The sequence below is a fragment of the Streptomyces sp. NPDC038200 genome (assembly GCF_055600785.1).
Map to the genome: position 1 here is coordinate 185,515 of NZ_JBVJYH010000011.1, position 25,469 is coordinate 210,983.

At 71.4% G+C, this 25,469-nt stretch carries 21 protein-coding genes, 1 tRNA gene and 3 pseudogenes; 14 read left to right on the forward strand and 11 right to left on the reverse strand.

Going from position 1 to position 25,469, the window contains the following annotated elements; genetic code table 11:
- Positions 1–164 precede the first annotated feature (164 nt).
- Positions 165–1,775: an alpha/beta hydrolase gene (locus ACZ7KF_RS23390; RefSeq protein WP_471078225.1), complete on the forward strand. Its 1,611-nt coding sequence runs from the start codon at positions 165–167 to the stop codon at positions 1,773–1,775.
- A gap of 108 nt (positions 1,776–1,883) precedes the next feature.
- A tRNA-Thr gene (locus ACZ7KF_RS23395) sits at positions 1,884–1,960 on the forward strand.
- 44 nt (positions 1,961–2,004) lie between these two features.
- On the opposite strand, the pseudogene ACZ7KF_RS23400 reads toward ACZ7KF_RS23395, so the two are convergent.
- Positions 2,005–2,151: pseudogene (locus ACZ7KF_RS23400) on the reverse strand (tyrosine-type recombinase/integrase); the annotation flags it as partial.
- Between the two features lie 359 nt (positions 2,152–2,510).
- Here ACZ7KF_RS23400 and ACZ7KF_RS23405 point away from each other — a divergent pair.
- The 3 genes from ACZ7KF_RS23405 to ACZ7KF_RS23415 all read left to right on the forward strand — a co-directional run bounded on the left by ACZ7KF_RS23405 (position 2,511) and on the right by ACZ7KF_RS23415 (position 5,252).
- On the forward strand, positions 2,511–2,930 hold the full coding sequence (locus ACZ7KF_RS23405; RefSeq protein WP_471078228.1) for a hypothetical protein: 420 nt from the start codon (positions 2,511–2,513) through the stop codon (positions 2,928–2,930).
- A gap of 218 nt (positions 2,931–3,148) precedes the next feature.
- The gene (locus ACZ7KF_RS23410) at positions 3,149–3,961 is read left to right on the forward strand and encodes a DUF5819 family protein (RefSeq protein WP_471078230.1); all 813 of its coding nucleotides are present in this window, start codon (positions 3,149–3,151) and stop codon (positions 3,959–3,961) included.
- Position 3,962: 1 nt separating this feature from the next.
- On the forward strand, positions 3,963–5,252 hold the full coding sequence (locus tag ACZ7KF_RS23415; protein ID WP_471078233.1) for an HTTM domain-containing protein: 1,290 nt from the start codon (positions 3,963–3,965) through the stop codon (positions 5,250–5,252).
- A gap of 142 nt (positions 5,253–5,394) precedes the next feature.
- Here ACZ7KF_RS23415 and ACZ7KF_RS23420 read toward each other — a convergent pair whose 3' ends face one another.
- On the reverse strand, positions 5,395–6,798 hold the full coding sequence (locus ACZ7KF_RS23420) for an isopeptide-forming domain-containing fimbrial protein (protein WP_471078236.1): 1,404 nt from the start codon (positions 6,796–6,798) through the stop codon (positions 5,395–5,397).
- 495 nt (positions 6,799–7,293) lie between these two features.
- Positions 7,294–8,022: a hypothetical protein gene (locus tag ACZ7KF_RS23425; protein WP_471078239.1), complete on the reverse strand. Its 729-nt coding sequence runs from the start codon at positions 8,020–8,022 to the stop codon at positions 7,294–7,296.
- Between the two features lie 584 nt (positions 8,023–8,606).
- On the opposite strand from ACZ7KF_RS23425, the gene ACZ7KF_RS23430 reads away from it, so the two are divergent.
- Together ACZ7KF_RS23430 and ACZ7KF_RS23435 are read left to right on the forward strand one after the other, a co-directional pair.
- Positions 8,607–9,536 (forward strand): glycosyltransferase family 2 protein, encoded by a 930-nt coding sequence (locus ACZ7KF_RS23430; RefSeq protein ID WP_471078473.1) that lies wholly within the window; start codon positions 8,607–8,609, stop codon positions 9,534–9,536.
- A gap of 613 nt (positions 9,537–10,149) precedes the next feature.
- Positions 10,150–13,806, forward strand: a complete 3,657-nt coding sequence (locus ACZ7KF_RS23435; RefSeq protein WP_471078476.1) for an AfsR/SARP family transcriptional regulator — start codon at positions 10,150–10,152, stop codon at positions 13,804–13,806.
- A 61-nt stretch (positions 13,807–13,867) separates the two neighbouring features.
- Here ACZ7KF_RS23435 and ACZ7KF_RS23440 read toward each other — a convergent pair whose 3' ends face one another.
- From ACZ7KF_RS23440 to ACZ7KF_RS23450, 3 genes are all read right to left on the reverse strand, one after another.
- Complete coding sequence (locus ACZ7KF_RS23440) at positions 13,868–15,559, reverse strand: bifunctional 3'-5' exonuclease/DNA polymerase (protein WP_471078242.1); 1,692 nt, start codon at positions 15,557–15,559, stop codon at positions 13,868–13,870.
- Between the two features lie 246 nt (positions 15,560–15,805).
- Positions 15,806–16,567: a Clp protease N-terminal domain-containing protein gene (locus tag ACZ7KF_RS23445; RefSeq protein WP_471078245.1), complete on the reverse strand. Its 762-nt coding sequence runs from the start codon at positions 16,565–16,567 to the stop codon at positions 15,806–15,808.
- A gap of 103 nt (positions 16,568–16,670) precedes the next feature.
- Complete coding sequence (locus tag ACZ7KF_RS23450) at positions 16,671–17,297, reverse strand: LysE family translocator (RefSeq protein WP_471078248.1); 627 nt, start codon at positions 17,295–17,297, stop codon at positions 16,671–16,673.
- Positions 17,298–17,453: 156 nt separating this feature from the next.
- Between ACZ7KF_RS23450 and ACZ7KF_RS23455 the strand changes: the two genes are divergently transcribed.
- Positions 17,454–18,563, forward strand: a complete 1,110-nt coding sequence (locus tag ACZ7KF_RS23455; RefSeq protein WP_471078251.1) for a DUF2786 domain-containing protein — start codon at positions 17,454–17,456, stop codon at positions 18,561–18,563.
- Between the two features lie 3 nt (positions 18,564–18,566).
- Here ACZ7KF_RS23455 and ACZ7KF_RS23460 read toward each other — a convergent pair whose 3' ends face one another.
- The 4 genes and pseudogenes from ACZ7KF_RS23460 to ACZ7KF_RS23475 all read right to left on the reverse strand — a co-directional run.
- Positions 18,567–19,082: a DUF4232 domain-containing protein gene (locus tag ACZ7KF_RS23460; protein WP_471078254.1), complete on the reverse strand. Its 516-nt coding sequence runs from the start codon at positions 19,080–19,082 to the stop codon at positions 18,567–18,569.
- A gap of 250 nt (positions 19,083–19,332) precedes the next feature.
- A complete protein-coding gene (locus ACZ7KF_RS23465) occupies positions 19,333–19,788 on the reverse strand; it encodes a hypothetical protein (protein ID WP_471078256.1) in 456 nt (151 codons plus the stop codon).
- 102 nt (positions 19,789–19,890) lie between these two features.
- A complete protein-coding gene (rpsN, locus tag ACZ7KF_RS23470) occupies positions 19,891–20,202 on the reverse strand; it encodes a 30S ribosomal protein S14 (protein ID WP_471078260.1) in 312 nt (103 codons plus the stop codon).
- A pseudogene (locus ACZ7KF_RS23475) lies at positions 20,202–20,330 on the reverse strand (50S ribosomal protein L28); the annotation flags it as partial. The pseudogene ACZ7KF_RS23475 and the gene rpsN, both read right to left, overlap by 1 nt.
- Between ACZ7KF_RS23475 and ACZ7KF_RS23480 the strand changes: the two are divergent.
- From ACZ7KF_RS23480 to ACZ7KF_RS23490, 3 genes and pseudogenes are all read left to right on the forward strand, one after another.
- Positions 20,276–20,467 (forward strand): annotated as a pseudogene (locus tag ACZ7KF_RS23480) (cobalamin biosynthesis protein CobW); the annotation flags it as partial. The pseudogenes ACZ7KF_RS23475 and ACZ7KF_RS23480 overlap by 55 nt on opposite strands.
- Complete coding sequence (gene rpsR / locus ACZ7KF_RS23485; protein ID WP_471078263.1) at positions 20,467–20,724, forward strand: 30S ribosomal protein S18; 258 nt, start codon at positions 20,467–20,469, stop codon at positions 20,722–20,724. The pseudogene ACZ7KF_RS23480 and the gene rpsR, both read left to right, overlap by 1 nt.
- Positions 20,725–21,163: 439 nt before the next feature.
- Positions 21,164–21,433 carry a DUF397 domain-containing protein gene (locus ACZ7KF_RS23490; RefSeq protein ID WP_420803409.1) on the forward strand — a complete coding sequence of 90 codons (270 nt, stop codon included), beginning with the start codon at positions 21,164–21,166 and terminating at the stop codon, positions 21,431–21,433.
- Positions 21,434–21,540: 107 nt separating this feature from the next.
- On the opposite strand, the gene ACZ7KF_RS23495 is transcribed toward ACZ7KF_RS23490, so the two are convergent.
- Positions 21,541–22,017: an ATP-binding protein gene (locus tag ACZ7KF_RS23495; protein WP_471078267.1), complete on the reverse strand. Its 477-nt coding sequence runs from the start codon at positions 22,015–22,017 to the stop codon at positions 21,541–21,543.
- 366 nt (positions 22,018–22,383) lie between these two features.
- Here ACZ7KF_RS23495 and ACZ7KF_RS23500 point away from each other — a divergent pair, with 366 nt between their 5' ends.
- From ACZ7KF_RS23500 to ACZ7KF_RS23510, 3 genes are all read left to right on the forward strand, one after another.
- Positions 22,384–23,208: a helix-turn-helix domain-containing protein gene (locus tag ACZ7KF_RS23500; protein ID WP_471078479.1), complete on the forward strand. Its 825-nt coding sequence runs from the start codon at positions 22,384–22,386 to the stop codon at positions 23,206–23,208.
- 69 nt (positions 23,209–23,277) lie between these two features.
- Positions 23,278–24,738 (forward strand): aldehyde dehydrogenase family protein, encoded by a 1,461-nt coding sequence (locus tag ACZ7KF_RS23505; protein WP_471078270.1) that lies wholly within the window; start codon positions 23,278–23,280, stop codon positions 24,736–24,738.
- A gap of 178 nt (positions 24,739–24,916) precedes the next feature.
- Positions 24,917–25,465, forward strand: coding sequence for a DinB family protein (locus ACZ7KF_RS23510; protein ID WP_471078273.1), 549 nt, complete (start codon positions 24,917–24,919; stop codon positions 25,463–25,465).
- The last annotated feature ends 4 nt before the right edge of the window (positions 25,466–25,469 follow it).

Genomic DNA, 25,469 nt, shown 5'->3' on the forward strand with positions numbered 1-25,469 from the left:
CGAGGGACAGGCGCCCGAGGGGGTCCTAGGGGGAGAGGCCCGGGTGGGAGGGGCCCGAAGCTGATGGGGGACCGAAGGGGGTGGTCCCCGCGCCTGTGTCCCCCTTAGGAGGCACAAGAGCCACGGACCGCACTCAACACATCGCGCAGCGTTACGCTCGCTTGATGCACACCAGGCCATCCCCCCGCCCCCGCCGGACCCGGGGCACCCGCACCCGGACGACGGCCCGTCTCACGGCCACCTTCCTCACGGCCGCCGCCCTGCTCGTGTCCGCCTGCTCCTCCGGGACCTCGACCACGTCGGCGGGCGGGACGGTGGAGGCGGCGCTCGCCGCGCTGCCGCGTTCGACACCGTCGGCGCTGACGCCGTACTACGACCAGCGGCTGCGGTGGCGCGACTGCGGTACCGCCGGATTCCAGTGCGCGACGATGAAGGCCCCGCTGGACTACGCGAACCCGGACGCGGGCACCGTCCGGCTCGCCGTCGCCCGCAAGAAGGCCACCGGCAAGGCCAAGCCGCTCGGCTCGCTGCTGGTCAACCCGGGCGGTCCGGGCGGTTCGGCGGTCGGGTACCTCCAGCAGTTCGCGGGCATCGGCTACCCCGCGGAGGTCCGCGCCCGCTACGACATGGTGGCGGTGGATCCGCGGGGCGTCGCCCGCAGCGAGCCCGTCGAATGCCTCGACGGCCGGCAGATGGACACGTACACCCAGACGGACGTGACCCCCGACGACCAGGCGGAGCGGAAAGCGCTGGTCACGGCGGACCGGAAGTTCGCGGAGAGCTGCGGGGCCCGGTCGGCGCGGCTGCTGCGGCATGTGTCCACCGTCGAGGCGGCGCGGGACATGGACATCCTGCGGGCGGTGCTCGGGGACGGGAAGCTGCACTACGTCGGGGCGTCGTACGGCACGTTCCTCGGGGCGACGTACGCCGGACTGTTCCCCGGGCGGGTCGGCCGGATGGTCCTGGACGGGGCGATGGACCCGTCCCTGGACGCACGCAGGCTGAACCTGGACCAGACGGCGGGCTTCGAGACCGCGTTCCAGGCGTTCGCGAAGGACTGCGTACGGCACTCCGACTGTCCGCTCGGCGGGAAGGGGACGACGCCCGCGCAGGTCGGCGCCCACCTGCAGGCGTTCTTCCGCAAGCTGGACGCCCACCCCGTCCCGGCGGGCGACACGGACGGCCGCAAGCTGGGGGAGTCGCTGGCCACCACCGGGGTGATCGCGTCGATGTACGACGAGGGGTCCTGGGGGCAGTTGCGCGAGGCGCTGACCTCGGCGATGAAGGAGCGCGACGGCGCGGGCCTGCTGGCCCTCGCCGACAGCTACTACGAGCGGGACGGGAACGGCCACTACAGCAACCTGATGATGGCCAACGCCGCCGTGAACTGCCTGGACCTGCCGGCGGCCTTCTCCGGCCCCGAGGGGGTCGAGAAGGCGCTGTCCGTGTTCGAGAAGGCGTCCCCGGTCTTCGGCCCCGGCCTCGCCTGGACCGCACTGAACTGCACGTACTGGCCGGTGCGGGCCACGGGGGAGCCGCACCGCATCGAGGCGAAGGGGGCGGCTCCGATCGTGGTGGTCGGCACGGTCCGTGACCCGGCGACGCCGTACCGCTGGGCCCGTTCCCTGGCCGGGCAGCTCTCCTCGGCCCGCCTGCTGACCTACAACGGCGACGGCCACACGGCGTACGGGCGCGGCAGCGCCTGCATCGACTCGGCGATCGACACCTACCTCCTCCGGGGCACCCCGCCGGCCGCCGGAAAGCGCTGCTCGTAACCCCTGACACCCACCCCGTGCCCACCCGCTCCGGGGTGGGTACGAAGCACCCCCGGAAACTGTGTAGACTTACCGACGTTGCTGATCGCACCATGGTGCGGGCGACGCGCCGCTTTAGCTCAGATGGCCAGAGCAACGCACTCGTAATGCGTAGGTCTCGGGTTCGAATCCCGAAAGCGGCTCCATCGGAAAGACCAGCTAGGAACGTTCCTAGCTGGTCTTTCGTCGTTCAGCGCACGCGGCGACGGCGCCGGGCGCGGGCCGCACGGCTGTCGCCGGTCTCACTTCTGGTCTCAGTCGCGGGTTCCGGGCGGGGCAGGAAGGCGTCGCCCATGCGGCGCATCGCGTCCTTCGAGAGGTGCGAGCGCCCCTTCACGCCCGGCTTCCGCCGGCAGCTCGTTGACCGTCTCCGACACGATCCGCCCCAGCCCGTCCCGTTCCAGGGTCGATTCGGTATCCGCGTTGGCTGCGCGGCACAGGTCACCGCCCCCGGGCAGAACCGAGCAGACCTGGTCCATGTGTGGTCGACGGGACGGGAGCGAGGGTGAGTGGTGGGTTGCTGCAGGTCCCGTGAAGCGTGGCGCTGGTCGATATAAGCCCGAGCGGGTGAATATCTGGGCGCCATTGCGGCATTTGGGCCACCTTTCCCTGCGTGTTTCGCTACCTATGTCCTACCAAAAGGCTGCAGGATCCGGAGAGTCCTCTGATCCATCCACAGCGAAAGGTAGTTCACCGATGAAGGCTTTCCGGGGCCTCGTTGTAGGGCTTGTGACCGGCGCCCTGTCTTTGGGCGGCGTGGCGCTCGCCAATCCGTCCGTTCTCCCCGCTCACCGAGTGATCACTTCCATCACTCACTCCGTCGGCTACAGCAGCAAAGGCACGGACGCCGGGGGCGGCTCCTTGTCCCTGAACTTGGACCACAACTGCAAGGGCGGCACTTTCGGGTACTGCACCCAGAACGCGACGTTCAACCCGACGGTTACGTTGACCCTCATTCCCGTTGGCCTCATCGGGGGCTCCAACGGAACGAACAACCCGACCAATGCCAACAACGGCAACAACGGCAACAACGGCAACAATGGCAACAACGGGAACAACGGCAACAACGGCAACAACGGGAACAACGGGAACAACGGCAACAACGCGAACGGCTGACCGGGTCGCCCGACGCACGTCGGCGCCTGCGGTGTCCCTGGTCGGTAACTGCAGCCGAGTCCTCGGCCTGATGACGTAGAGGCGCCGGCAAGGGCACGGTATCCCGGCGTCACCCGGACGGGCGACGCCGGGATACCCGCGGTACGTGAAGCACCGAAGTGGCGCACGGCTCTCCGCCGATGCACATGCCGGTGAAGCCGCAGATTACGAGGATCATCATGGAGCAGTTCACGAAGACAACGGGTGACTCCGCGCCGCCCGGAAGCTCCGACCCGCTGGTGGGCCCGCCCAGGGCGTCAGAGGAGGCCGGCTCGACAGCGGAGTGGGTCGAACCGTCCGGCCTTCCCGACACGCATGCTGCCGACGACGCGCTCCCCGCCGATGGGAGCCGGCGAGATACCGCAATGCGCGTTCGGTTCACGACCTCTCTGGCGGTGTCGGCGGTGACGGGCACCGTCCTGCTCGGTGCTGTCTTGTGGCACCTCGGCATGGTGTTCCTGACTCTCGCGCCGGCCAGTTCCGTGACGAACAAATATCAACAGACACTCAACGGATACATCTATCCAGAATTCGGCCAGAACTGGCAGATGTTCGCACCCAACCCGCTGGCCCAGAATGTGTCGATCGGCGCGCGGGCCCAGACGCTTGGGCGTGACGGAACACGGCACACATGGGAATGGAACAACCTTTCCTTCCCGCACTTGGAGGCCATGAAGCACAATCTGGTTCCCAGTCATCTGGACCAGAACGTGCTGCGCCGATCCTGGGACTTCTATACGGAAACGCACGACCTGAAGGACAAGCCGACGAACGGCATGCGCAGCACACTCTCCACCGAGTACCTGACGCGGATCGCACTCGGGCATTTCGGCCGCCAGTGGAACGGCGAGCGGATCGTCCGTATCCAACTCGCCAGCCGGACCAACGCCGTCGCCCCTCCGAAGTGGACGGGACAGAAGGCGCCGAACACGACGGCCTACAGAATCCTGCCGTGGTGGCCGGTCAAGGAGAAGTTCTACAAGGAGCTGTGACGTGTACGAGAACCGCAACGCGGCGACGGTCGCCGTTCCGGCGCCCCAGTCTCCCGCGGACGGCGTCACCGCACCCCCGCTTCCACGGGCCCCGGCGTCACAGCCGTCGACGACCGAGTCTCCTGCCACTCGGGTCCCCGTGCGCGAACGCGCCGTAAAGCAGCTGTCGCGATGCAGCGCTTTCGCCGGCCGCACCCACTCCCCGTACCAGGCCGCTGTCATCCGGATCGGCTACGGGTTCTTCTTCACCTGCTACCTGCTCCGGGAGTGGCCGAACCGCCGCGTGCTGTTCGGTGACCACAACCCCTGGTCGCTGACCATGGCCAGGGCCCTTATCACCGACACCCACGCGTTCACCGTGCTCACCTGGTCGAGTGGCCGGTGGTGGTTCGAACTCGTCTATCACGGGGCGATCGCAGCCGCCGTACTGCTCATGCTGGGTTGGCGCACCCGCGCCACCTCGGTGCTCTTCCTCGTGGGAGTGCTCGCGATCGAGAACCGCAGTCCTTTCGCGGGCGACGCCGGCGACGACATCATCCGCATCATGGCGGTGTACTTGGCCTTCACTCGCTGTGGCCAGGTCTGGTCGCTGGACGCGCGCCGCCGTGGACCGCGGGCCGGCGACACACGACACGACCGGGCCGGGGCGGCGCTGTGGCTCGCGCTCGGTCCGCCGCTGCTGTGGGCTTCATGCACCCACTGGGACGGCTGGCTGGGGGTCTTCTGGGTGATGTGGGGCCTTCAGGGCCTCTGGTACGTGCTGGAGCAGTGGGCTCCTCGGCACGCGCTGCGCTCGCTGCTCGACTCGGGCGCGGCCATGCTGCACAACTGCGCGATGCTGGTCATCGCCGCTCAGGTCTGTTTCATCTACGCGTCAGCGGGCCTCTACAAGAGCCAAGGGACGAAGTGGCAGGACGGCAGCGCCGTCTACTACGCGATGCACCTGGATCTCTTCCGTCCGTGGCCGGGGCTGGCCGACCTCGTTTCGGCGAACATGCTGCTGGTCTTCCTGCTGTGCTACGGCACGGTCCTCATGCAGATCTCCTTCCCCTTCACACTCATGTACCGCAAGGTCAAGAACGCGCTGCTGGCCTTCATGATCATCGAACACGTGGGGATCGCGGTCATCCTGGGCATCCCCTTCCTGTCGCTCGCCATGATCATCAGTGACTCGGTCTTCCTGCCCACATCCCTCCTCATCTGGGCCGGCGGCCGGTCGGCGGCGCTGGCGCGGCGGATCCGCGAGCGACACCAGCGGTCCGTGGGCGGACACTGCCTCGGAGGGTCGTGAAGGTCGGAGGGCGCCGGCGGCGAGGGTAAATCGTCATGCGTAGGTCTCGGGTTCGAATCCCGAAAGCGGCTCCACTGGAACCCCAGGTCAGGATGCTGGCCTGGGGTTTTCTGTTGCCCGGGGTGGGCGCGTGTCCGGGGAGCTACTGCTCGGTGGAGCAGGGGTTGCAGCAGGAGGGGGCGGGTTCGACGCAGACGGTGACCGTGTCGGTGTTGTTGGTGGTGTCGGGGTCCTTTTCGGTGCCGGTGACGGTGGCGCTGTTGCTGATCCGGCCGGCCTGGGTGGCCTTGGCCCGCAGCACGAGGGTGGCAGTGCTGTCGGCGGCCAGCTCGCCCACGGCCCACTGCCCGGTGGCCTGGTCGTAGCTCCCGGTCGTGCCGTCGGCCGACAGCAGGACGAGGCCGTCGGGGAGTCGGTCGGTGACGGTGACGCCGGTGGCGTCGTTCGGGCCGGTGTTGTGGACGGCGATGCGGTAGGTGACCGTTTGGCCGACGGTCACGGTGGTCGCGTCGGCCGCCTTCGCCACGGTCAGGTCGGCAGCCGGTTTGACCTGCGTGACCTGCTCGTTGGAGGTGGACGTCAGGGTCTCCGGCCGGTCGCCGAGCCGGTTCTCGTAGGAGGCGGTCGCGGTGTTGCTGATCTGCTTGCCGCCGGCGGCCCGATCGATGGTGACCCGGTATTCCACCGTGGTCCCCGCGGGCTGCGTCTCGGTGCTGGGCAGGCTGCCCCCTGCCACGGCGGAAGCGTTGTTGCCGAGGTGGAAGACGACCTGGTTCGCGGCGGCGTCGTAGTACGCCTGATCATCGCCCTTCACATCGCTCTTCGCCCCGGCGTTCGGGCCGTCCACGATCCGCAGGGAACCGGGCAGATACGTCGTGCCCTCCGGGACGACGTCGGTCAGGACGAGGTTCTCGGCCCCGCCACCGCCCTCGTTCTTGGCGGTGATCCGGTAGGTGACGACGTCGCCCACCTCCAGCGGACCCGCCGGAACCGCGCTCTTGGCGAGCAGCACGTAAGGAGCGGTGCCGAAGAAGATGCCGTCCAGGAAGTTGCCGGTGCCGCGGTTGCCGCCGGCGGCGGAGATGGAACGGAAGGCGAAGCGCGTCAGCGTCTGGCCCGCCGGGACGGTGTAGGTGCCGGTGTAGTAGCCCCAGGCGGTGTTGCCGTCGGTGAAGCGCCTCTGCTCCACCGCGGAGCCCGGCGCGCCGATGTCCAGCGCCATGGTGTCCTGCCCTTGCCGGCCGCGGTGATACAGCCGCCAGTACAGCTTGGTGCCGGGCGTGGTCGCCAGGTCCTGGTAGAGCGTGGAGACCTCGTTCGCGTTGAGCTCGGCGAACTGGAGACCGTCGGCTGACGGAACACCGTTGAAGCCCGATCGCCACAGCTCGACCATGTGGTCGGTGGCCGTCGTGAGCCAGCCCGGCACCCGCTTGGGCGCCTGCGTCTGCGAGGCGTCCGGCAGGATCTCGAAGTTGCTGACAGCGGGCTGTTCGAAGCTGCCGTTGACCAGGGCAACCCTGAGCGGAGCAGCAGGAGGTGTGGCCATGGTTCGTCCCCTCGCGTCGACACTGCTGAAATGCACCGCCGACGGGCCGCACTGTCGCGAGCCGGAGCGGAGCCAAAACAGTGAGTAGCGAAGCGTCCCCCCGTGAACACGTAAAGTGACGACCAGGTGGTGATCGGCCAACCCCGCGGAGCCGGTTTGCGAAATCCTTCCCCGGCGCACGGTCTCCCGCGCCGGATCGGTGCATCACTCCCGTCACACCCGCCTCAGGGCTTCCTCCCGTCCAACGGGTCATGGCCGAATGCCCCCGCCGTACCTCCTGGGCTCACCCCTGCTCAGGGTGAATCGGCGCATGCGGAGTTGACGCTTCGGGCGCGGTGACCACGCCGTACGACGGTCGGCAGGCGACGGCCCGGTATGCGACGGCCGGCAGCGGCTCGGGGTGTTCCCTGTGCGTCGGCCGGTGGCGCGCCGACCGACCGACGCGTCACGTCGTCGTACCGCTACCTGAGTGGTCCCGCTGCCCGAGCCGTTCCGCTACCCGAGAACCGAGGACGAGTCGCAGCCGAGACTCGCGCGGTCGGCGACGGCGAAGGAGATGCTTCCGGTGTTCTCCCAGAGGTTGTTGATGTTGGTGAACAGCCACCTCGTCGTGAGGCTGTGGTCAGCCGATGAGAGGGTCGCCGTCCGTCCCTCCGTCCCCGGCCTGATCCGGAACCTCACCACGGTGTCGCCCAGCTTCTGCGGCGGCGTCTCCTGGGCGCTCAGCGTCGTCCCGGCGAAACTGCCCGGCCCCGTCACCGACTCCACATCGGCCACCGCCAGGACCGATGCCAGATCGACCCGGTGGATGTGGAACTGCGCCCCCACGGGGTTGCGCGTGGTCTCGGGACGCCACCTGAAGGTGAACGTCGACCCCGGCGCGATCCGGCCGCCGAACGGGTTGGGCGACGACGACTCGTGGATCACACCCTCGCCCAGCCGGGCACCGAACACGTTTCGCCAGTAGAACCGGGGGTTGAGCCACGCGTTCCCCGGCTGGATGCACTCCAGCGCACGCGTTGCCGTGGCCTGCGCCGCCACGGCGGGCTGCCGCTGCGCTGCCGCGGCGTTTCCGGGCAGGGACGCCCCCAGCAGCATCGCCGCGACAAGCGCCCCCAGTCCCCATGTCCCCCGTGCCGCCCGCCGCATCCGCGGCACCGGCCTGGCGGCGTCCCCGCTGTCGTCGTCGCTGTGGTCCGCCGGTGTGTTTCCTGCTTCGTACACGCTTCAGCCTTTCTCTGTCTGCTGCGGATCCCGCCGGTGGCTCCGGGCCGAGTCGGCGCGAAACCACCGTCGGGACGGTCTGCCAGGAGGCGAGGGATCTGTCCTCTGGGCGTCGAGTGCACGGCCCTTGGTGAGGTCGAGGGCGGTGTCACATTTCGAAAGCTAACGCACAGTCTTTGGGTAATCACAATCTGTAACGTTCAGTTGAGTGACATGGGTGCACAGAAACGTTCACCTCTGCATTCGGGGTTTGAAAACGCACAGGTGCACCGGGTGCTGACGATGTGTCACGGGCGGTGCGAGTTGGTCCGGCCGGTCCGGTCGTCGGCATGGGGACCGCCGGTCCTCGGTCGTACTTCCGGCCGGCCGCAGACTGACGCCCGTCCGCCGGTGTGCCGACTCCGCTCGACTCCGATTCCGATTCCGCTCGATCCGCTCGATCCGCTCGGCCCCTCGGCTCCGCTCCAGCGGAGGCAAACGGGGCGACAAAGGTGGATCAAAGACGCCGCAAAGTGAATCGGCGTCAGGTGAACCAGCGGACCCGAGGCAACATCTTGGTGAACGGCGGGCAGCGCGTGGTCGGGATGCGCCGCCGCCGTCGGCCGGATGAGGTGAGGGACGTGCTGGAGCCGAGGATCGCCGTGGCCGTGGTGACCATGGGCAACCGGCCCGAGGAGGTCGACGCCCTGCTGGAGTCCGTGGCCAAGCAGGACCTCGCCCCCGCCCGCATCGTGATCGTCGGCAACGGCTGCCGGCTGCCGGAGTTCGCTCGCCGGCTCTCTCTGCCCGGCGAGGTCACCACCGTCGACGTCGAGGACAACCTCGGCTGCCCGGGCGGCCGGAACGTCGCCCTCGCCCGCCTGCGGGAGTTCGGGGACATCGACGTCGTCGTGGAGCTGGACGACGACGGGCTGCTCGTCGACCCCGACGTGCTGCGCCGGGTGCGCGACCTGTACGCCGCCGAACCCCGCCTCGGCATCGTCGGCTTCCGTATCGCCGACGAGCACGGCGAGACCCAGCAGCGGCATGTGCCCCGGGTGGGCAAGTCCGATCCACTGCGCGGCGGTTACGTCACCGGCTTCCTCGGCGGCGGGCACGCCCTGCGCATGGCGATGCTGGCCGAGACCGGGGACTGGCCCGCCGAGTTCTTCTTCGCGCACGAGGAGACCGACCTCGCCTGGCGGGCCGTGGACGCCGGCTGGAGGATCCGGTACGCCCCCGAGCTGCTCCTCCGGCATCCCAAGACCTCACCGGCCCGGCACGCCGTCTACTACCGGGTCAACGCCCGCAACCGCGTCTGGCTCGTCCGGCGCAGACTGCCGCTGCCGCTCGTCCCGGTCCACCTCGGGGCGTGGATCCTCGTCACCCTCGCCCGCACCCGCTCCCTGGCCGGGCTCAGGGCGTGGTTCGGCGGATTCGCGGAAGGGCTGCGGGAGCCGGCCGGCGAACGGCGCCCGATGCGTTGGAGAACGGTCTGGCGGCTCACCCGGCTGGGGCGCCCGCCGGTGATCTGAGAGAGGTGGCGGGGCGCGGAGGGCGCCCGTGCCCGGGGCGGGCTCCGGGCAGCAGGGTCGGGCTCGGGGCGGAAAGCCAGGAGCAGGCCATCGGGCCGGAGACGGACGGCCGGGAACAGAGCCGCGGTCCGTGCAGAGCCGCGGTCCGTGCAGAGCCGCGGTCCGTGCAGAGCCGCGGTCCGTGTGAGGCCGCGGTCCGTGTGAAGCCGTGCCGGGAACGGAAAAACGGGACGGGACCCCGGTCGTTCACCTCCGACGGCCGGGGCCCTTGTCGTCCCCGGATCCAGCCTGCGGCGACACTCCCCCGAGTAACGCGACAATACGCGCGCGCCGTCGGGCCAGATCCGATGGAATGATCACATCAGGATTCGCCAACGGATCGCTAACATGTGGCCAACGGTTCGTCGGCGGGTCGCGGATCGGCTGGCCGGAAGTCGTCCGGCGGCAACGGGAACAGCCCTGCGGGCAGGGGGATTCCGGCGCTGGACCGGTAGGCAGAAGGTGGCGGGAAACCGTTGTGGACAGGGCGGGAATGCGCCAGAGGACAGCGGGTACACACCCGCCGCGGAGCACGGTCGACCCCGGCCGTGTGGGAAGGCAGTGGAACGGCGTGATGCGGCGGTGCGAGCTGCGCTTCGGACTGCTGGGACCACCGGTCCTCTACGACCGACCGCCGTACGGGATGTCGTACGACACCTCTTCCGGAACCGTCGGCGTCTCTCCGGCGGGCGTCTCCGGTGCGCCCTCTCCCGGAGCCTCCGGTGAGTCCTCGTCCGACGACCCGGCCGAGAAAGCCGGCGACGACACCTGCGGCGACGCGTCCGGCGACGCCCTCGGAAGCGCCCCTGATCGCGTCCCCGACGGCACCCCTGACAACACCCACGACGACGGCGTCCGGGCCATCGGCAGCCCCAAAGTCCGCACTCTGCTCGCCGCTCTGCTGCTGGAGTCCGGCCGGGTCGTGTCGGTCGAGTCGCTGAAGGACGCGCTGTGGGGCGGTGCGCCGCCCGTCTCCGCGCAGGCCTCCCTGCACAACCACGTCACCCGGCTGCGTCGGCTCCTGGACGATCCCGAGCGGCTCAGGGCCGTACCGCCGGGCTATGTGCTGCGGGTCGACCACGGCGAGCTGGACGTGCACGTCTTCGACGCCCGGGTCGCCGAGGCGCGGGCCGCGCACGCCCGGCGGGACTGGTCGGTCGTCGTACGGGCCTGTGCCGCAGCGCTCGTGCTGTGGCGCGGCGCCCCGCTCAGCGGGCTCCCCGCCGACCTCGGCGGCTACGCCCTCGTGCAGCGCCTGGAGGAGGCCCGGCTGCACCTGCTCGAATGGCGCTACGAGGCCGAACTCGCCCTGGGCGGCGCACGCCTGGCCGCGCTGGTGCCCGAGCTGGCGGCCCTGGTCGCCGAGCACCCGCTGCGCGAGGCGTTCCACCGGCAGCTGATGCTCGCCCTGCACCGCACCGGCCGGCAGGCCGAGGCCCTCGCCGTCCACCGTGACCTGCGCGCCCACCTGGTGGAGGAACTCGGCATCGAACCCGGTCCGGCGATCCGCGAGGCGCATGTCGAGGTGCTGCGGGGGAGTCGCGAGGGGCAGCGGTGGACCGGGACGCACGCCGGTGCGCGACCGACCGGGCCGGACGGACCACCACCACGGGAACCCACCTCACCCGCCGGCGCTCCCGGCAGGACCAGGCTTGCCGGGGACACCGGGGACACCGGGGACAGGGACATCAGGGATACGAGGGATACGAGGGATGCCAGGGACGCCGGGGCTCCCACGGCCCCTGCGGCCCCTACGGCACCCACGCACCCTGACTCCGGGGCCACTTCCGCGTACCCCGGGGCCGCCCCCGCGCACCCTGGCCTCGGCGCCACCTCCGCGTACCCCGAGGCCGGCCCCACTTCCCCTACGGCTCCCGCACCTTCCGCGGCCACCGCACCCTCCGAGCCCGCAGCCTCCCCCGCACCCCTTGCTTCCGCACCCCCCGCCTCAGCGCCCGCCGCCTCCGCGCGGGCCGGGCGGCAGACCCCGCGTCCGGCCCAGTTGCCGGCCCCGCCCGCCCACTTCACCGGCCGTTCCGACGTGCGGCGCGAGCTGAGCCGCGCGGTGACCGAGCCACCCGCCCCGGCCCCCGCCGTCGCGGTGATCAGCGGCATGGCCGGGGTCGGCAAGAGCGCGCTGGCCCTGCACGTCGCGCATGAGTTGAGGGAACGTTTCACCGACGGTCAGCTCTACGTCAACCTGCACGGCGCCACCCCCGGCATGACCCCGCTCACCGCCGCTCAGGCGCTCACCGCCCTGCTGCGCGACCTCGGCGCCGAGCCCCGGAACATCCCCGAACACCCGGATGCCGCCGCCGCGCTGCTCCGCTCGCTGCTCGCACCCGCCCGCATCCTGCTGGTGCTGGACGACGCGGCGAACGCGGCCCAGGTACGGCCCCTGCTGCCGGCCGGGCCCGGCTGCGCGGTGATCGTCACCAGCCGCTCGCCGCTGACCGCGCTCGACGGCGCGCGCCGCTTCCCGCTCTCGCCGCTGACCGGCGAGGACAGTGCGGCTCTGCTACGCGCGGTGAGCGGGCGCCCGGGGCTGGACGCGCACCACGCGCTGGTCGAGCTGACCGGCCGGCTCCCGCTGGCGCTGCGCGTGGTCGCCGCCCGGCTCGCCGCCCGCAGTGCTCTCACCCCGGACGTCCTGGCCGGACAACTGGCGGAGACCGGAGGCCGGTTGCGCCACCTGGAGTACGACGACCTGAGTGTCCGCCGCTCCCTGGCCGTCGCCCACGACGCGCTCGCCGCCGCCGGGCGCGAGGCCGACCGGGACGCGGCCCGCGCCCTGCGCCACATCGGCGCGCTCGATCTGCCGACGTACGGCGCTCCGCTGATCGCCCGCCTCACCGGCACCGACGAGCGCCGCGCCGAGGCCGCCCTGGACCGCCTGGTCGACGTCGCCCTCCTGGAGGAGACGGCGTACGGCCGCTACACACCCCACGACCTGGTCCGCGACTTCGCCCGCGAACTGGCCGACGCCGGCCCCCGCACCGCCGCACCCACGGCCGACCCCGAGACCCCCGGCCCCACCGGCCCTGTCGACCCCACCGGCCCTGTCGACCCCACCAGTCCTGTCGACCCCGCCGATCTCACCGCGCTGCGCTGGTACGCCGCCGTGGCCGAGCGGGTGTTGACGGCGATCGTGGGGCCCGGGCTCGATCAGGACGACCGGCGGCGGCCGACCGCCGCGCACCCGGCGGAGCACGCGGCGGACGTGGCTGCTCTGGCGCACTTCGAGTCGGCCGACGAGGCCTGCGCCTGGGGCGAGACGGAGCTGGAGAACGTCGTCGCCCTGGTGGCTCGGAACGCGGACACCGGCGACACGCGCACGGCCGCCCCGCTCTCGGTGCTCGTACGGCTGCTCTTCCCTTACGTGCAGCGCAGCGGACGGGTCGCCGAGATGGAGGTGCTGGGGCAGGCCGCGCTCGCTGCGGCGCGGCGGCTCGACGACCCGGCGGCCGAGGCGTACGCGCTCGGTGACCTCGCGGGCCTGCACTTCCTGACCGGCCGGCAGAACGACGCCCTCGTCCTCACCGACCGGGCCCTGGAGATCTGGGAGCGGCTGGGCAGGGCCTCCCGCATCCGGCGCTGCCTGAACAACCGCGGGCTGCTGCTGGAGGGGCTCGGGCGGTTCGAGGAGTCGGGGGAGGCGCTGCGGCAGAGCCTCGCCTACTCGCGGCTGCTGAACGACCCCTACGGCGAGGCCGTCACCCGCAGCCACCTCGGCAACCTCTACGAGCACACCGACCCGCGCGCCGCCATCGAGCAGCACCGGCACTCGCTGGCGATCGGGGACACGATCGACGCGGTCATCGTGCGGCACTCGGCGCACTGCAACATCGGCTACGCCCATCTCACCCTCGCCGAACCGGCCGCCGCCGCCCGGCACTTCGAGGAGAGCCTGCGCATCCTCGGCGGCTACAGCGACTGGCACGGCGAGTCCCAGACCCGGCTCGGCCTGGTCCGCGCGCTGCGCCAGCTGGGGCAGACCGAGCGGGCGGCCGGTGAGTGCGCCGAGCTGCTGCGCCGGGCCGACGCCCGCGCCGACCGTTACATGGGCGGGCTGGCCCTGCACCAGCACGGGTTCCTGCTGCGCGAGCAGGGGCGCCGGGCGGAGGCGTACGCCGCGTGGCGATCGGCCCACGCGGCGCTGGACGGCACGGACGAGCAGACCGTCCTGGCGGAGCTGCGGGAGCTGCTGGACGACAGCCCGGCCTCCGAGTGAACCCGGCGGCACCCGGACCGCCGGGCGCCCCGGTCACCGTCCGATCGCCGCGTGGAGCGGCCTACTTGGCGTCCGCATAGCAGTCCACCACCGCGGTCGTGAACGGGAACCGTACCGGGGTCTCCCCGAAGGTGAGCCGGCCGGCGAGGGCGGCGGAGTCGCGGATGGCCCGGGCGACGGTGTCGGCCTCCTCCGCGGGGCAGTGCACGATCACCTCGTCGTGCTGGAAGAAGACCAGCTCGGCCGCCAGCCCCGCGCAGGCCCGGCGCAGCGCGGCGAGCAGCAGCAGGGCCCAGTCGGCGGCACTGCCCTGCACGACGAAGTTCCGCGCGAAGCGGCCCCGCGCACGGGAGTTGCCGGACGCGTACCCCGGGACCCAGCCGGTCTGGGTCTCCGGCTCCTCCTCGCCGGCGACCGGGATGCCGGCCTCCTCCCCGGCGTCCTCGCCCGATCCCGCGGCGGGCGGGCAGGTACGGCCCAGCCAGGTGCGCACAAGCCGGCCCTCCTCGCCCGCGCGGGCCGCCTCGTCGACGTAGGCGACGGCCCTGGGGAAGCGGCGGCGCAGTGCGGCGAGGTTCTTCAGGCCGTCGCCGGAGGTCTGGCCGTAGACCGCGCCGAGCACGGCGATCTTGGCCTGGTCCCGGTCGCCGGCGAAGGCGCGGTCGGAGACGGACTGGTAGAGGTCGCTCTCGCGGCCGGCCACCTCCATCAGGCCGGGGTCGCGGGAGATGGCGGCCAGCACGCGCGGCTCCATCTGGTCGGCGTCGGCCACCACCAGCCGCCAGCCGGGGTCGGCGACCACGGCCCGGCGGATCACCTTGGGGATCTGCAGCCCGCCCCCGCCGTTCGTCACCCAGCGCCCGGTGACCGTACCGCCGGCCAGGAACTCGGGGCGGAACCGGCCGTCGCGCACCCAGTCCTGAAGCCAGGACCAGCCGTGCGCCACCCAGATGCGGTACAGCTTCTTGTACTCCAGCAGCGGCTCGACCGCCGGGTGGTCGATGGACTGGATCTCCCAGCGGCGGGTGGACTTCACCTTGATTCCCGCCTGCGCGAAAGCCTTGATCACGTCGGCGGGCAGATCCGGCCGCACCCGGCGTCCGAAGGCCGCGGACACCGCGTCGGCCAGTTCGGCCAGGCGGCGGGGCTCGCCGCCGCCCGCGTACCGCTCGCCGAGGAGGGTGTGCAGGAGCTCGCGGTGGACCTCGGCGCTCCACGGCAGGCCGGCGTGGTTCAACTCGGCGGCCACCAGCATCCCGGCCGACTCGGCGGCGGTCAGCAGCCGCATCCGGTCGGGGTGGGCGGTCTTCTCGTGCCGGCGCAGCTGGTCGGCGTAGACGGCGAGCAGGTCCGGCAGGGGCAGGCGGATGCCGTCGGGCTCGAACAGCGGGGACTGGGCGCCCGGTTCGGCCGCGCGCTGCGGCGGGTCCGGCGGGACGGGGCCGCCGCGGAGGCGGGCCAGGGCGGCGGCGGCCGAGCGTGGCTCGCCGTACCGGCCTTCGTGGCCCAGCAGCAGGGTCTCGGCGTCCTCGATGTCGTAGCACCGCTCCACTCGCACCCCCGTGGCGAGCAGACGCGGGTAGACCTCGGGGGTCGACCGCCACACCCAGCGTGTCACCTCCGGGCGGCTCCGCACCGCCTCGGCGAGATCGCTCTCCCGCCGCACCGGCCCGGCGGGCAGCCCGTCCGGGCCGAGGGGGGCGACGTCCACGCCTCCGTCCTCGGCCGGTGCGAGCGCCCACCGGTCGGTCATGACTGCGAGTGTGGCAGGGGGGTCTGACAATCGCCCTGACCTGCGCCGATTCTCCCGAGAGCCCTACTCCCGAGGGCCCTACCCCCGGAAGCCCTACTCCCGGGAGTGCCACCCCCAAGAGCACCCGGGAGCGCCACCCCCTGGAGCGCCCGGGAGCGCCACCCCCCTCGGAGCGCCCCCAGGAGCGCCACCTCCCGAGAGCGCCGCCCCCCGAGCGTCGACCTCAGTGCCGTGCTCCCGCGCGGCTCACGGCTGCGTGCCCTCCTCCGTCGAGCCGCCGGCCTCGGCCTGCTGCTCCAGCAGCAGCGCCAGCGCCTTGACGAGGTACTCCTCGGTGGCCGCCTTGGTGATGCCGAGGCCGTTGAGGACGCCCTGGCCGTTCTCGTGCTCCAGCAGGGCCAGCAGGAGGTGTTCGGTGCCGATGTAGTTGTGGCCGAGCCGGAGGGCCTCGCGGAAGGTGAGTTCGAGGACCTTCTTGGCCTCCGGCCCGTACGGGACGAGGTCGGGGACGTCGTCCGCGGCGGGCGGCAGGGCCGCGGTCGCGGCCTGCCGCACGGCGTCCAGGAGGACGCCCTGCGCGGTGATCGCCTTTCCGGCCAGGCCGTCGGGCTCCGTCAGCAGGCCGAGGACCAGGTGCTCGGGGCGGCCCTCGGCGTTGCGGGCGGCCAGTGCCTCGTTGTGCGCGGCCATGACCACGTTCCGCGCGCGGGGGGTGTAGCGGCTGAAGCCCTGGCTGGGGTCGAGGTCGGCGGACTCCTTGGGCACGAACCGCTTCTGCGCCGCCTGCCGGGTCACGCCCATGCTCCGGCCGATGTCGGTCCAGGACGCGCCCGAGCGACGGGCCTGGTCGACGAAGTGGCCGATCAGATGGTCGGCCACGTCGCCGAGGTGATCGGCTGCGATCACCGCGTCCTCGAGCTGGTCGAGGGGTTCGACGTGGACCTTCTTGATGGCCTCGATGAGGTCGTCGAGGCGTACGGATGCCGTGATGTTCGGGTTGGTCGCCATAGTGTCAACCGTAGGTTGCCCCCTGGCGACTGTCAACCGATGGTTGACAGTCGCTCCCGAGCGGCCTGTCGACCGATCGTTCTCTTCGCGGCGCCTCTCCGGCCTACTTGGGCGTGGCCGCCAGCCGTACCGCGAGCCCGGCGAACACCGTCCCGCTGAAATAGTCCAGGCCCCGTGCCACCCGCCGGCTGCGCCGCAGCAGCGAGGCGAGCTTGCCGGAGAGCAGTCCCACCGAGCCGTCCACCAGGAGGCCCATCACCGTGATCGTGCAGCCCAGGACGAGGAACTGCTCCCGCACGTGCCCCAAGCCGGGGTTCACGAACTGCGGCAGGAAGGAGACGTTGAAGAGGATCACCTTCGGGTTGAGGAGATTGGTGACGGCGCCGCGCCAGAAGGCCCGCCGACGCCCCTTCGCCGGCTCCGGGTCGGCGCCGGCCGGCTCACCGTCGCCCCGGAACGCCCTGACCGCGAGGAACAGCAGATAGGCCGCGCCGGCCCAGCGCAGCACGTGGTAGAGCGCGGGCAGGGTCAGGAACAGCGCGGACAGCCCGAGCGCCGCAGCGACGGCGTGCACGAACATCGCGCAGGCCACCCCGGCGGCGGCCGTCATCCCGGTCACCGGGCCACCCCGGCCGCCCACCGCCACGATGAACATCATGTCGGGGCCAGGGGTGATGCAGAGCGCGAACGCGGCGACGAGGAACGCCGCGTAGAGAGACGGGTCCATCATGCCGCCATGCTCGGTGGCCGCCCGCGCGCGAAGGGCGGAATTCCGGGGAGTGAGACGCGCTGTGCGGGCCGGGCCGCGGACCCGCGCGCTCCCGGCTGTCCACAGGGTGTGGACAGCCGCGGCCCGCTGTCGGTGCCGCGTGGCACGATCGTCAGCGTGACCAGTGCTGCCAGTACCGTCGAGCGGGCCTTCCGGGCCGCTCTCTACGACGCCACCGACGCCGGCCTCGACACGGGAGCGTCCCTGCTCGCCGCCGACCCGGCCGCCGACGCCGAACTCGCCCGCCGCGGTGAGGACTTCGTCGCGACGGCCTGGCAGCGTGGCTGGCAGCCCGCCGATGTCGTACGCCTGGTGCGGCGCGAGCTGGAGGACGCGCACGTCCGGCTGGCCGCCGGGCTGATCCGGGCGCAGGCCGGGCGGGACCGCCCGCGCGGGCGCCGCTGGGCCGACCAGCTGGCGGCGCTGCCCGCCGGCCCCGAACGCACCGCCGACCGCTTCTCGCACGCCACGGCCGCCCTGGAGCTGTACCGCCTGCTGCTGCGCCTGCCCGCCCTGGAGCCTCTGGAGGAGGAGTCCCGCCGTGCCCCCGGCCCGGCCGCCTCCCGCATGCTCACCCGTATCCGCGCCCTGCTCGCCAAGGCGGAGGCGACCGGCTATCCGGAGGAGGCGGAGGCGCTCAGCGCCAAGGCGCAGGAGCTGATGGCCCGCCACAGCGTCGACGAGGCGCTGCTCGCCGCCGAGGCACCCGCGCCGGACGCGCCCGGTGCCTGCCGCATCGGGGTCGAGCCGCCGTACGAACAGGCCAAGGCCGTCCTGCTGGACGCGGTGGCCACGGCGAACCACTGCCGCGCGGTGTGGAACGAACCGTTCGGCTTCTCCACGGTCGTCGGCTTCGAGGCGGACCTGGCGGCGGTCGAGCTGCTCTACACCTCGCTGCTGGTGCAGGCCACGCACGCGATGACCAGGGCCGAAGCCGCCCAGCGGGCCGGTGGACGAAAGCGGACCAAGACTTTCCGGCAGTCGTTCCTCGCGGCCTACGCGCATCGCGTCGGCGACCGGCTCGCCGCTGCCGCCGAGACCCAGGTGACCCAGGACCTGCTGCCGGTGCTGGCCACGCGCGCGATAGCCGTCACCGGCCGGCTGGAGCGCATGTTCCCGGAGACCACCACGACCCGGCTGCGCGGTGTGAGCGACGCGGAGGGGTGGACCGAGGGCGCCCGTGCGGCGGACCGGGCGCAGGTGAGGGCCCGCCCGCGGCTGGAGTGAGGGTCAGTCGCCGACCTGCTGGAAGGCGCTCACGGAGGCGTCCGGCCCGCTTCCGTCGGCCTTGCCGGCGACCGGGCCGTAGGACCACGGGAAGCTCCGGCTGGTGGCGGAGCCGGGCAGACCGATCTTCACGGTCTTCGCCGCCAGGGCGTTCTTGTCGCCGTCCTTGCCGCGCACGTAGCTGATGGAGAAGGTCGCGGAGTCGCCCTTGGCGAGCTTCAGCTGCTGCGCCTTCGCGCCCTTGAGCACCGGCACGGCCTGCTCGCCGCTGCCGGTGATCAGGAAGACGCCCGCGAAGTGGTCCAGGGTGCAGGGGGCGCTCTGGTTGGTGATGCTGACCGGGATCTCGCCGGTGTCCCCGGCGGCCGGTGCCACGCTCGCCGACCCGATCTGCACGGAGACACCGCCGATCTGGCAGGCGGAGCTGCTCTTGCCGTTCTTGCCCCCGCCGCTGTCGTTGCAGGCGGTCAGCAGCAGAGCGGCGGCGAGAGCGGTGACGGTGAGCGGAATGGCGCGCATGAGCAGGTTCCCATCGAGTCGTGACGGTCTCCTCGCATCATGGCCCCTGCGTCCGGGGCGCGATCACCCGCCCCGGACGGATTCACCGCTTCAGGGGGGCCCGCATCCCTTCACGGCGCCACCGCTGCCGTCACTGCTGCACGGGTGCCGACGGCAGCTTCGAGGGTGCCGTCACCGCTGCACGGGTGCCGGCGGCAGCTTCGAGTTGCCGATACCGCTGCACGGGTGCCGTCGGCAGGTGCGGGTGCCGTCACTGCTTGACGGGGACCGTCGGCAGCCCCGACGGCAGCTTGCCGCCCTCGGCCTTGGTGTACGTCTCCTGGCCAGCCTTGCCCGACCAGGTCACCTTCAGCGTCGTGCCGTCCGCCGAGTCGACCATGCCGGTGGTCCGGTCCTTGCCGCCGTCGGGACAGGTCAGACGGATCATCTGCATGCCGTCCTCGGCGCCCGCGGTCCCCCTGCACACGGACCCCCCGGTGGTGAAGATCCCGGCCTGCTTCCCGTTGATCACCAGGGCCACGATCGTGCCGTCGGCGGTGGTGATCCAGCTGCCCTGGAGCTTGGCGGAGGCGCCGGTCACCGTCGGGGAGCCGGTGGCCGAGGAGGAGGCCCCGGACGCGCTCGGCGCGGACGAGGAGCCACCCTCGTCCCCGGAGCCGCCGCTGCACGCGGTCAGCGCCAGCGCGCCCGCCAGTCCCGCGGCCAAGGCCGCGCTCCGCACTTTCGCAGTCGCAGATGTCACCGAAGCCCCCAAGCGGTAGCGGCCGGCCGCCCTCGCCGGACGGCCCGCAGCGCAAGCTACCAGCAGTTACCAGGAGGACTTCCGAACACCGGGCAGGAATCCGCGCAGGGCCTGTTCCCGCAGACGGATCCGGGACAGGCCGAAGGCGCGCAGACAGCCGCGCGGGCGGCCGTCGACCCGGTCGCGGTCGCGGTTGCGCACGCGCGCGGCGCCGGCGTCCCGCGGCTGTCCGCGCAGCTCCCGCTGCGCGGCGAGCCGTTCGGCGTCCGAGGACGACGGCCGCCGGATGATCTCCTTCAGCTCGGCGCGCCGGGCGGCGTACCGGGCGACGATCTCCTTGCGCCGCTCGTTCTTGGCGATCTCGCTCTTCTTCGCCATCAGACCCGCACCCCCCGGGCCCGGATGCGGGCGACGGCCGCCTCGACGCCGAGCGCGTCCACCGCCTTGACGGCCCGCGCGCTCAGCCGCAGCCGGACGTACCGGCCCTCGCTCGGCAGCCCTCGTCTTCACCTCGCCCGCCCTCGACCGCGAGGGACTCACGCACCTGCTGGAGTCCTGCCTGCTCACCGACGCCGAGTACGCCGCCGGGCGGGACTCCTGGCGCAAGCTCCCGCCCGCCTTCGGCACCCTGCCGGAGATCTGATGCCGCCCGGAAGCGACCGCAAGCCCGCCCAGGACCGGCCGAACCCTCTGGACCGTGCCGGGATCACGTGCATCGACTACGAGGACGCCGACCTGCTGCGGAAGTCCGTCTCGGACCGAGGCGTGATCCGCGGCCGCCGGGTCACCCGGATCACCGCCCGGCAGCAGCGGCTGCCGGCCCGGGCCGTCGAGAACGCCCGCGAGACGGCGCTGCCGCCGAGGACTTCCGGCCCCAGGTCGGCCACCGGTACCGGATGACCCCCGTCCCGCGTCCGGGCGCCCGGTTCTCCGGCGCGTAGAGGAGCGGGCGCCCGCCTACGACACCGAGCGGATGCCGTCCCTCCGGTGGGCGGACGCCGATCCGGCCATCCCGCGGACCGGACCGTCACCTGAACGCTGGAACAGGAAGGGCGCGGTACGCGTCTCTTCCTAGTGCACGAGGGATTCGATCCGGACGACTCGGCTCGGACGAGCGCGCGAGATCATGGGCGGCGGCCGGCCGGAGCATGTCCTGCCTGCTCCGGGGCAAGGGCTGGAGCAGCTCGGGTAAAGCGGACGTCAAAGCTGTAACCGTGGGACCACCCCTCGTGCACGTGCATCTGCTCATGCATCTGCACGTGAACAGAGTTATGATCCGGGTCAGTTGACCACAGCATCTATGGCCACATCAGCCAAGTGCACCACCGGGGAGCGACCTGTGGACCGCGACGTTGACGGCGTGTACGGGGGGTACGACGTGTACAACGGCATGGCTGCCACGCAGCTGGACGGAGTGGCCTGGCAGAAGAGCAGGCACAGCAACTCGCAGGGTTCCTGCGTGGAGTTCGCGCGCTTGCCGGGCGGCGAGGTCGCCGTACGCAACTCGCGGTTCCCGGACGGGCCCGCGCTCGTCTACACGCGCGCGGAGATCGAGGCGATGCTCCTCGGCGTCAAGGACGGCGAGTTCGACCATCTGATCGTGAGCTGACCGTTCGGCCCGCGGGCCGGTCCGGGTGGTGGCAACGATGTCGGAGGGACCGGTGTGCGACGGGTTTACGCGCGTAGCCCCTGGGCGTCCGTCGTCCCGTGCCCGGATCAGCCGGCCGTGCGCAGCCGGAACAGCGCCCAGACGACCTTGCCGTCGAGCGCGCCCGCGAGCGGGTGCCAGCCCCAGCTGTCGGCGAAGGAGTCGACCAGGAACAGCCCGCGGCCCGACTCGGCGGAGAAGTCCTCCGAGTCCCGCGGGGCCGGGGATTCGTGGCTCGGGTCGCGTACCGCGCACACCAGCCGCTCGCTCCAGCGCAGCAGGTGCAGCCGCACGGGCGGCTGGCGTTGGTCGGCACCGGCCGGTTCGGCCGGTACCGCGTGGCGCAGCGCGTTGGTGACCAGCTCGGACACGACGAGACATATGTCGTCGAAACGGTCGCCGACGTCCCACTGTTCCAGGGTCTTCCGGGTGAAGCGCCGGGCCTCGCGCACCGCCTCGTAGCGGGCGGGGAGGGCGCAGGAGGCGGCATCGGACACGGCCGCGGGATCCAGCGGCGGAAGGCCCTGCCGTAACGGCTTGAGCATGGTCGATCCATTCGTCCCCATGCGAGGCACTCCCGGGAATTCGCGGTCGTTGCGATGCAGCGGTGGCGCGGCACCCATGGTTTCGGATGCGTAGAGCAGATGCAAGGGCAGATGCACGTGCACGCGACCGAAATGGCACTGCCCGTACCACTTCTTGGCCATTTTTTCTGCCATCTTCCTGACGGGTCCTGTCAGAGGTCCGGACCTCTTCCCGATCCGGACCCGGCGGAAACGGCCGAGGTCTTTCCGTTTCCGTAACCGGACGAGTACTGCGCGAAGCGTTTTAGTGGCAGACTTCGGGCCCTGAAGACGGTTGGGGAGGCGGCGAACGTGAGCGCGGGAGAGCCCGGATCGGTGGTGCGGCGGATGCTGCTCGGCTCGCAACTCAGGCGACTGCGTGAAGCGCGGGGGATCACGCGCGAGGCGGCGGGGTACTCCATCCGCGCCTCCGAGTCGAAGATCAGCCGGATGGAGCTGGGCCGGGTGAGCTTCAAGACGAGAGACGTGGAAGACCTGCTGACGCTCTACGGCATCACCGACGAGGCGGAGCGGGAGTCGCTCCTCTCCCTCGCCCGGGAGGCCAACGTGGCCGGCTGGTGGCACAGTTACACCGACGTCCTGCCCACCTGGTTCCCCACCTACGTGGGCCTGGAGGGCGCGGCCTCCCTGATCCGCGCGTACGAGGTGCAGTTCGTGCACGGCCTGCTCCAGACGGAGGAGTACGCCCGCGCGGTGGTCCGGCGCGGCATGAAGGGCGCGAGCGTCGCCGACGTCGAACGCCGGGTCGCCCTGCGCCTGGAGCGGCAGAAGTACCTGCTCGCCGACAACGCCCCCGAGTTCCACATCGTCCTGGACGAGGCCGCCCTGCGCCGCCCCTACGGGGACCGCGAGGTGATGCGCGGCCAGCTCCAGCACCTGATCGACATCTCCGAGCGGCCCAACGTACGGCTCCAGGTCATGCCGTTCAGCTTCGGCGGGCACTCCGGTGAGAGCGGCGCCTTCACCCTCCTCAGCTTCCCCGACGCGGACCTGTCGGACGTCGTCTACCTGGAGCAGCTGACCAGCGCCCTCTACCTGGACAAGCGCGAGGACGTCGCCCAGTACGAGCAGGCCCTGAAGGAACTGCAGCAGGACAGCCCGGGCCCGGACGAGAGCCGGGATCTTCTGCGAGGACTCCTCCAACTCTCTTGACGCGCACGTACGATGACGTGTGATCAGACCGTGACCGGGATCTGGCTCCGCTAGTGATTGAGGGATCACATGTCGTCCTACTTCAGCGACCTGGCCCAGCAGTACATCGACGGTGAATGGCGACCGGGTACCGGGTCCTGGGACGTCATCGACTTCAACCCCTACGACGACGAGAAGCTGGCCTCGATCACGGTGGCCACGGTCGACGAGGTGGACCAGGCGTACCGGGCCGCCGCCCGCGCCCAGAGGAAGTGGGCCGAGACCAATCCCTACGCCCGGCGTGCGGTCTTCGAGCGGGCGCTGCGTCTGATAGAGGACCGCGAGCAGGAGATAGCCGACCTGATCATCGCGGAACTGGGCGGCACGCGCGTCAAGGCCGGTTTCGAACTGCACCTCGCCAAGGAGTTCCTGCGCGAGTCGATCCACCTCGCGCTGCGCCCCGAGGGCAAGATCCTGCCTTCCCCGGCCGAGGGCAAGGAGAATCGCGTCTACCGGGTCCCGGTCGGTGTCGTGGGCGTGATCAGCCCCTTCAACTTCCCCTTCCTGCTGTCGCTGAAGTCGGTCGCCCCGGCCCTCGCGCTCGGCAACGGCGTGGTGCTCAAGCCGCACCAGAACACCCCGATCGCCGGCGGCACCCTGATCGCGAAGATCTTCGAGGACGCCGGGCTGCCCGGCGGCCTGCTCAACGTGGTCGTCACCGACATCGCCGAGATCGGCGACGCGTTCATCGAGCACCCGGTCCCGAAGGTCATCTCCTTCACCGGCTCCGACAAGATCGGCCGCCATGTCGCCACCGTGTGCGCCCGGAACTTCAAGCGCTCGGTCCTCGAACTGGGCGGCAACAGCGCGCTGGTGGTCCTGGACGACGCCGACCTCGACTACGCGGTGGACGCGGCCGTCTTCAGCCGGTTCGTGCACCAGGGCCAGGTCTGCATGGCCGCCAACCGGGTCCTGGTGGACGCCTCCGTCGCCGACGAGTTCACCGAGAAGTTCGTCGCCAAGGTGCGGACCCTGAAGGTCGGCGACCCGCGCGACCCGCAGACCGTGATCGGCCCGGTGATCAACTCCGCGCAGGCGGGCGCGATCTCCGGCGCCGTCGAGCAGGCGCTCGCCGAGGGCGCCACCGCCCTGGTGCACGGCGGTACGACCAACAACCTGGTCGAGCCCACCGTGCTGACCGGCATCCCCGCCGACTCCGCGCTGCTCCAGCAGGAGATCTTCGGCCCGGTCGTCTTCCTCGTCCCCTTCGACGGCGAGGAGGAGGCGGTCCGGATCGTCAACGACACCCCCTACGGCCTCAGCGGCGCCGTCCACACGGGCGACATCGAGCGCGGCGTGGCCTTCGCCAAGCGGATCGACACCGGCATGTTCCACGTGAACGACGGCACCGTCCACGACGAGCCGATCGTGCCCTTCGGCGGCGAGAAGCACTCCGGCCTCGGCCGACTCAACGGCGAGACGACGCTGGAGGCGTTCACCACGATCAAGTGGATCTCGGTGCAGCACGGCCGCAGCGGCTTCCCCTTCTAGCCGTTTCCCGCCGTACCGTCTCCAGCCGTTTCCCGCCGTACCGTCGGCCGGCGGTACGGCCCGGGCGTTTCTCCGCGAAGTGACGGGCCATTGAGGACAGGATCTGACCTCAATGGCCCGTAGCTTTCAGGTGTCGGGGAAACGCCCCCGGCGCACGGCCCGACGAAAGGCGGCAGCCATGGTCATGCACGTTCCGGCGGAGGCACAGGGCGACGAGCGGGGAGCGCTGCTCGCGTTCATCGACGAACAGCGTGGCGGGATCCGCCGGGCGCTGCTCGGGCTGACCGAGGAGCAGGCCCGGACCCGCCCCAGCGCCAGCGAGCTGTCCCTGGGGGGCCTGCTCAAGCACGTCGCCGAGGTGGAGCAGAGCTGGATCGCCCGCGCCAGGCAGGAGCCTCCGGCCGTGCACCGCGACGAGTCGAACTGGCACGAGACCTTCCAGCTGGTCGGCGACGAGACGGTCGCCTCGCAACTGGCGTACTGGGAACAGGTCGCCGCCGAGACGGAGAAGTTCATCCGCTCCGCACCCAGCCTGGACGACTCCTTCCCGCTGCCGCCCGACCCCTGGTTCCCGCCGGAGGGCCGTGTCTCGCTGCGCTGGCTGTGTCTGCACCTGATCCGCGAGACGGCTCGGCACGCCGGGCACGCCGACATCATCCGGGAGTCCCTGGACGGCAGGACCGCGTTCGAGCTGGTGGCCCAGGAGCAGGGCGGCTCCTGGGCGTGACCGG

What these genes read in the sequence shown, in the direction of transcription:
- ACZ7KF_RS23450 (WP_471078248.1), bottom strand. Translation starts at nt 17,297, where the DNA reads ATGATGGACCCGTCTCTCTACGCGGCGTTCCTCGTCGCCGCGTTCGCG.
- ACZ7KF_RS23410 (WP_471078230.1), top strand. Translation starts at nt 3,149, where the DNA reads ATGGAGCAGTTCACGAAGACAACGGGTGACTCCGCGCCGCCCGGAAGC.
- ACZ7KF_RS23445 (WP_471078245.1), bottom strand. Translation starts at nt 16,567, where the DNA reads ATGGCGACCAACCCGAACATCACGGCATCCGTACGCCTCGACGACCTC.
- ACZ7KF_RS23435 (WP_471078476.1), top strand. Translation starts at nt 10,150, where the DNA reads ATGCGGCGGTGCGAGCTGCGCTTCGGACTGCTGGGACCACCGGTCCTC.
- ACZ7KF_RS23405 (WP_471078228.1), top strand. Translation starts at nt 2,511, where the DNA reads ATGAAGGCTTTCCGGGGCCTCGTTGTAGGGCTTGTGACCGGCGCCCTG.
- ACZ7KF_RS23505 (WP_471078270.1), top strand. Translation starts at nt 23,278, where the DNA reads ATGTCGTCCTACTTCAGCGACCTGGCCCAGCAGTACATCGACGGTGAA.
- ACZ7KF_RS23510 (WP_471078273.1), top strand. Translation starts at nt 24,917, where the DNA reads ATGGTCATGCACGTTCCGGCGGAGGCACAGGGCGACGAGCGGGGAGCG.
- ACZ7KF_RS23430 (WP_471078473.1), top strand. Translation starts at nt 8,607, where the DNA reads ATGCGCCGCCGCCGTCGGCCGGATGAGGTGAGGGACGTGCTGGAGCCG.
- rpsR (WP_471078263.1), top strand. Translation starts at nt 20,467, where the DNA reads ATGCCGCCCGGAAGCGACCGCAAGCCCGCCCAGGACCGGCCGAACCCT.
- rpsN (WP_471078260.1), bottom strand. Translation starts at nt 20,202, where the DNA reads ATGGCGAAGAAGAGCGAGATCGCCAAGAACGAGCGGCGCAAGGAGATC.
- ACZ7KF_RS23440 (WP_471078242.1), bottom strand. Translation starts at nt 15,559, where the DNA reads ATGACCGACCGGTGGGCGCTCGCACCGGCCGAGGACGGAGGCGTGGAC.
- ACZ7KF_RS23460 (WP_471078254.1), bottom strand. Translation starts at nt 19,082, where the DNA reads ATGCGCGCCATTCCGCTCACCGTCACCGCTCTCGCCGCCGCTCTGCTG.
- ACZ7KF_RS23495 (WP_471078267.1), bottom strand. Translation starts at nt 22,017, where the DNA reads ATGCTCAAGCCGTTACGGCAGGGCCTTCCGCCGCTGGATCCCGCGGCC.
- ACZ7KF_RS23420 (WP_471078236.1), bottom strand. Translation starts at nt 6,798, where the DNA reads ATGGCCACACCTCCTGCTGCTCCGCTCAGGGTTGCCCTGGTCAACGGC.
- ACZ7KF_RS23390 (WP_471078225.1), top strand. Translation starts at nt 165, where the DNA reads ATGCACACCAGGCCATCCCCCCGCCCCCGCCGGACCCGGGGCACCCGC.
- ACZ7KF_RS23500 (WP_471078479.1), top strand. Translation starts at nt 22,384, where the DNA reads ATGCTGCTCGGCTCGCAACTCAGGCGACTGCGTGAAGCGCGGGGGATC.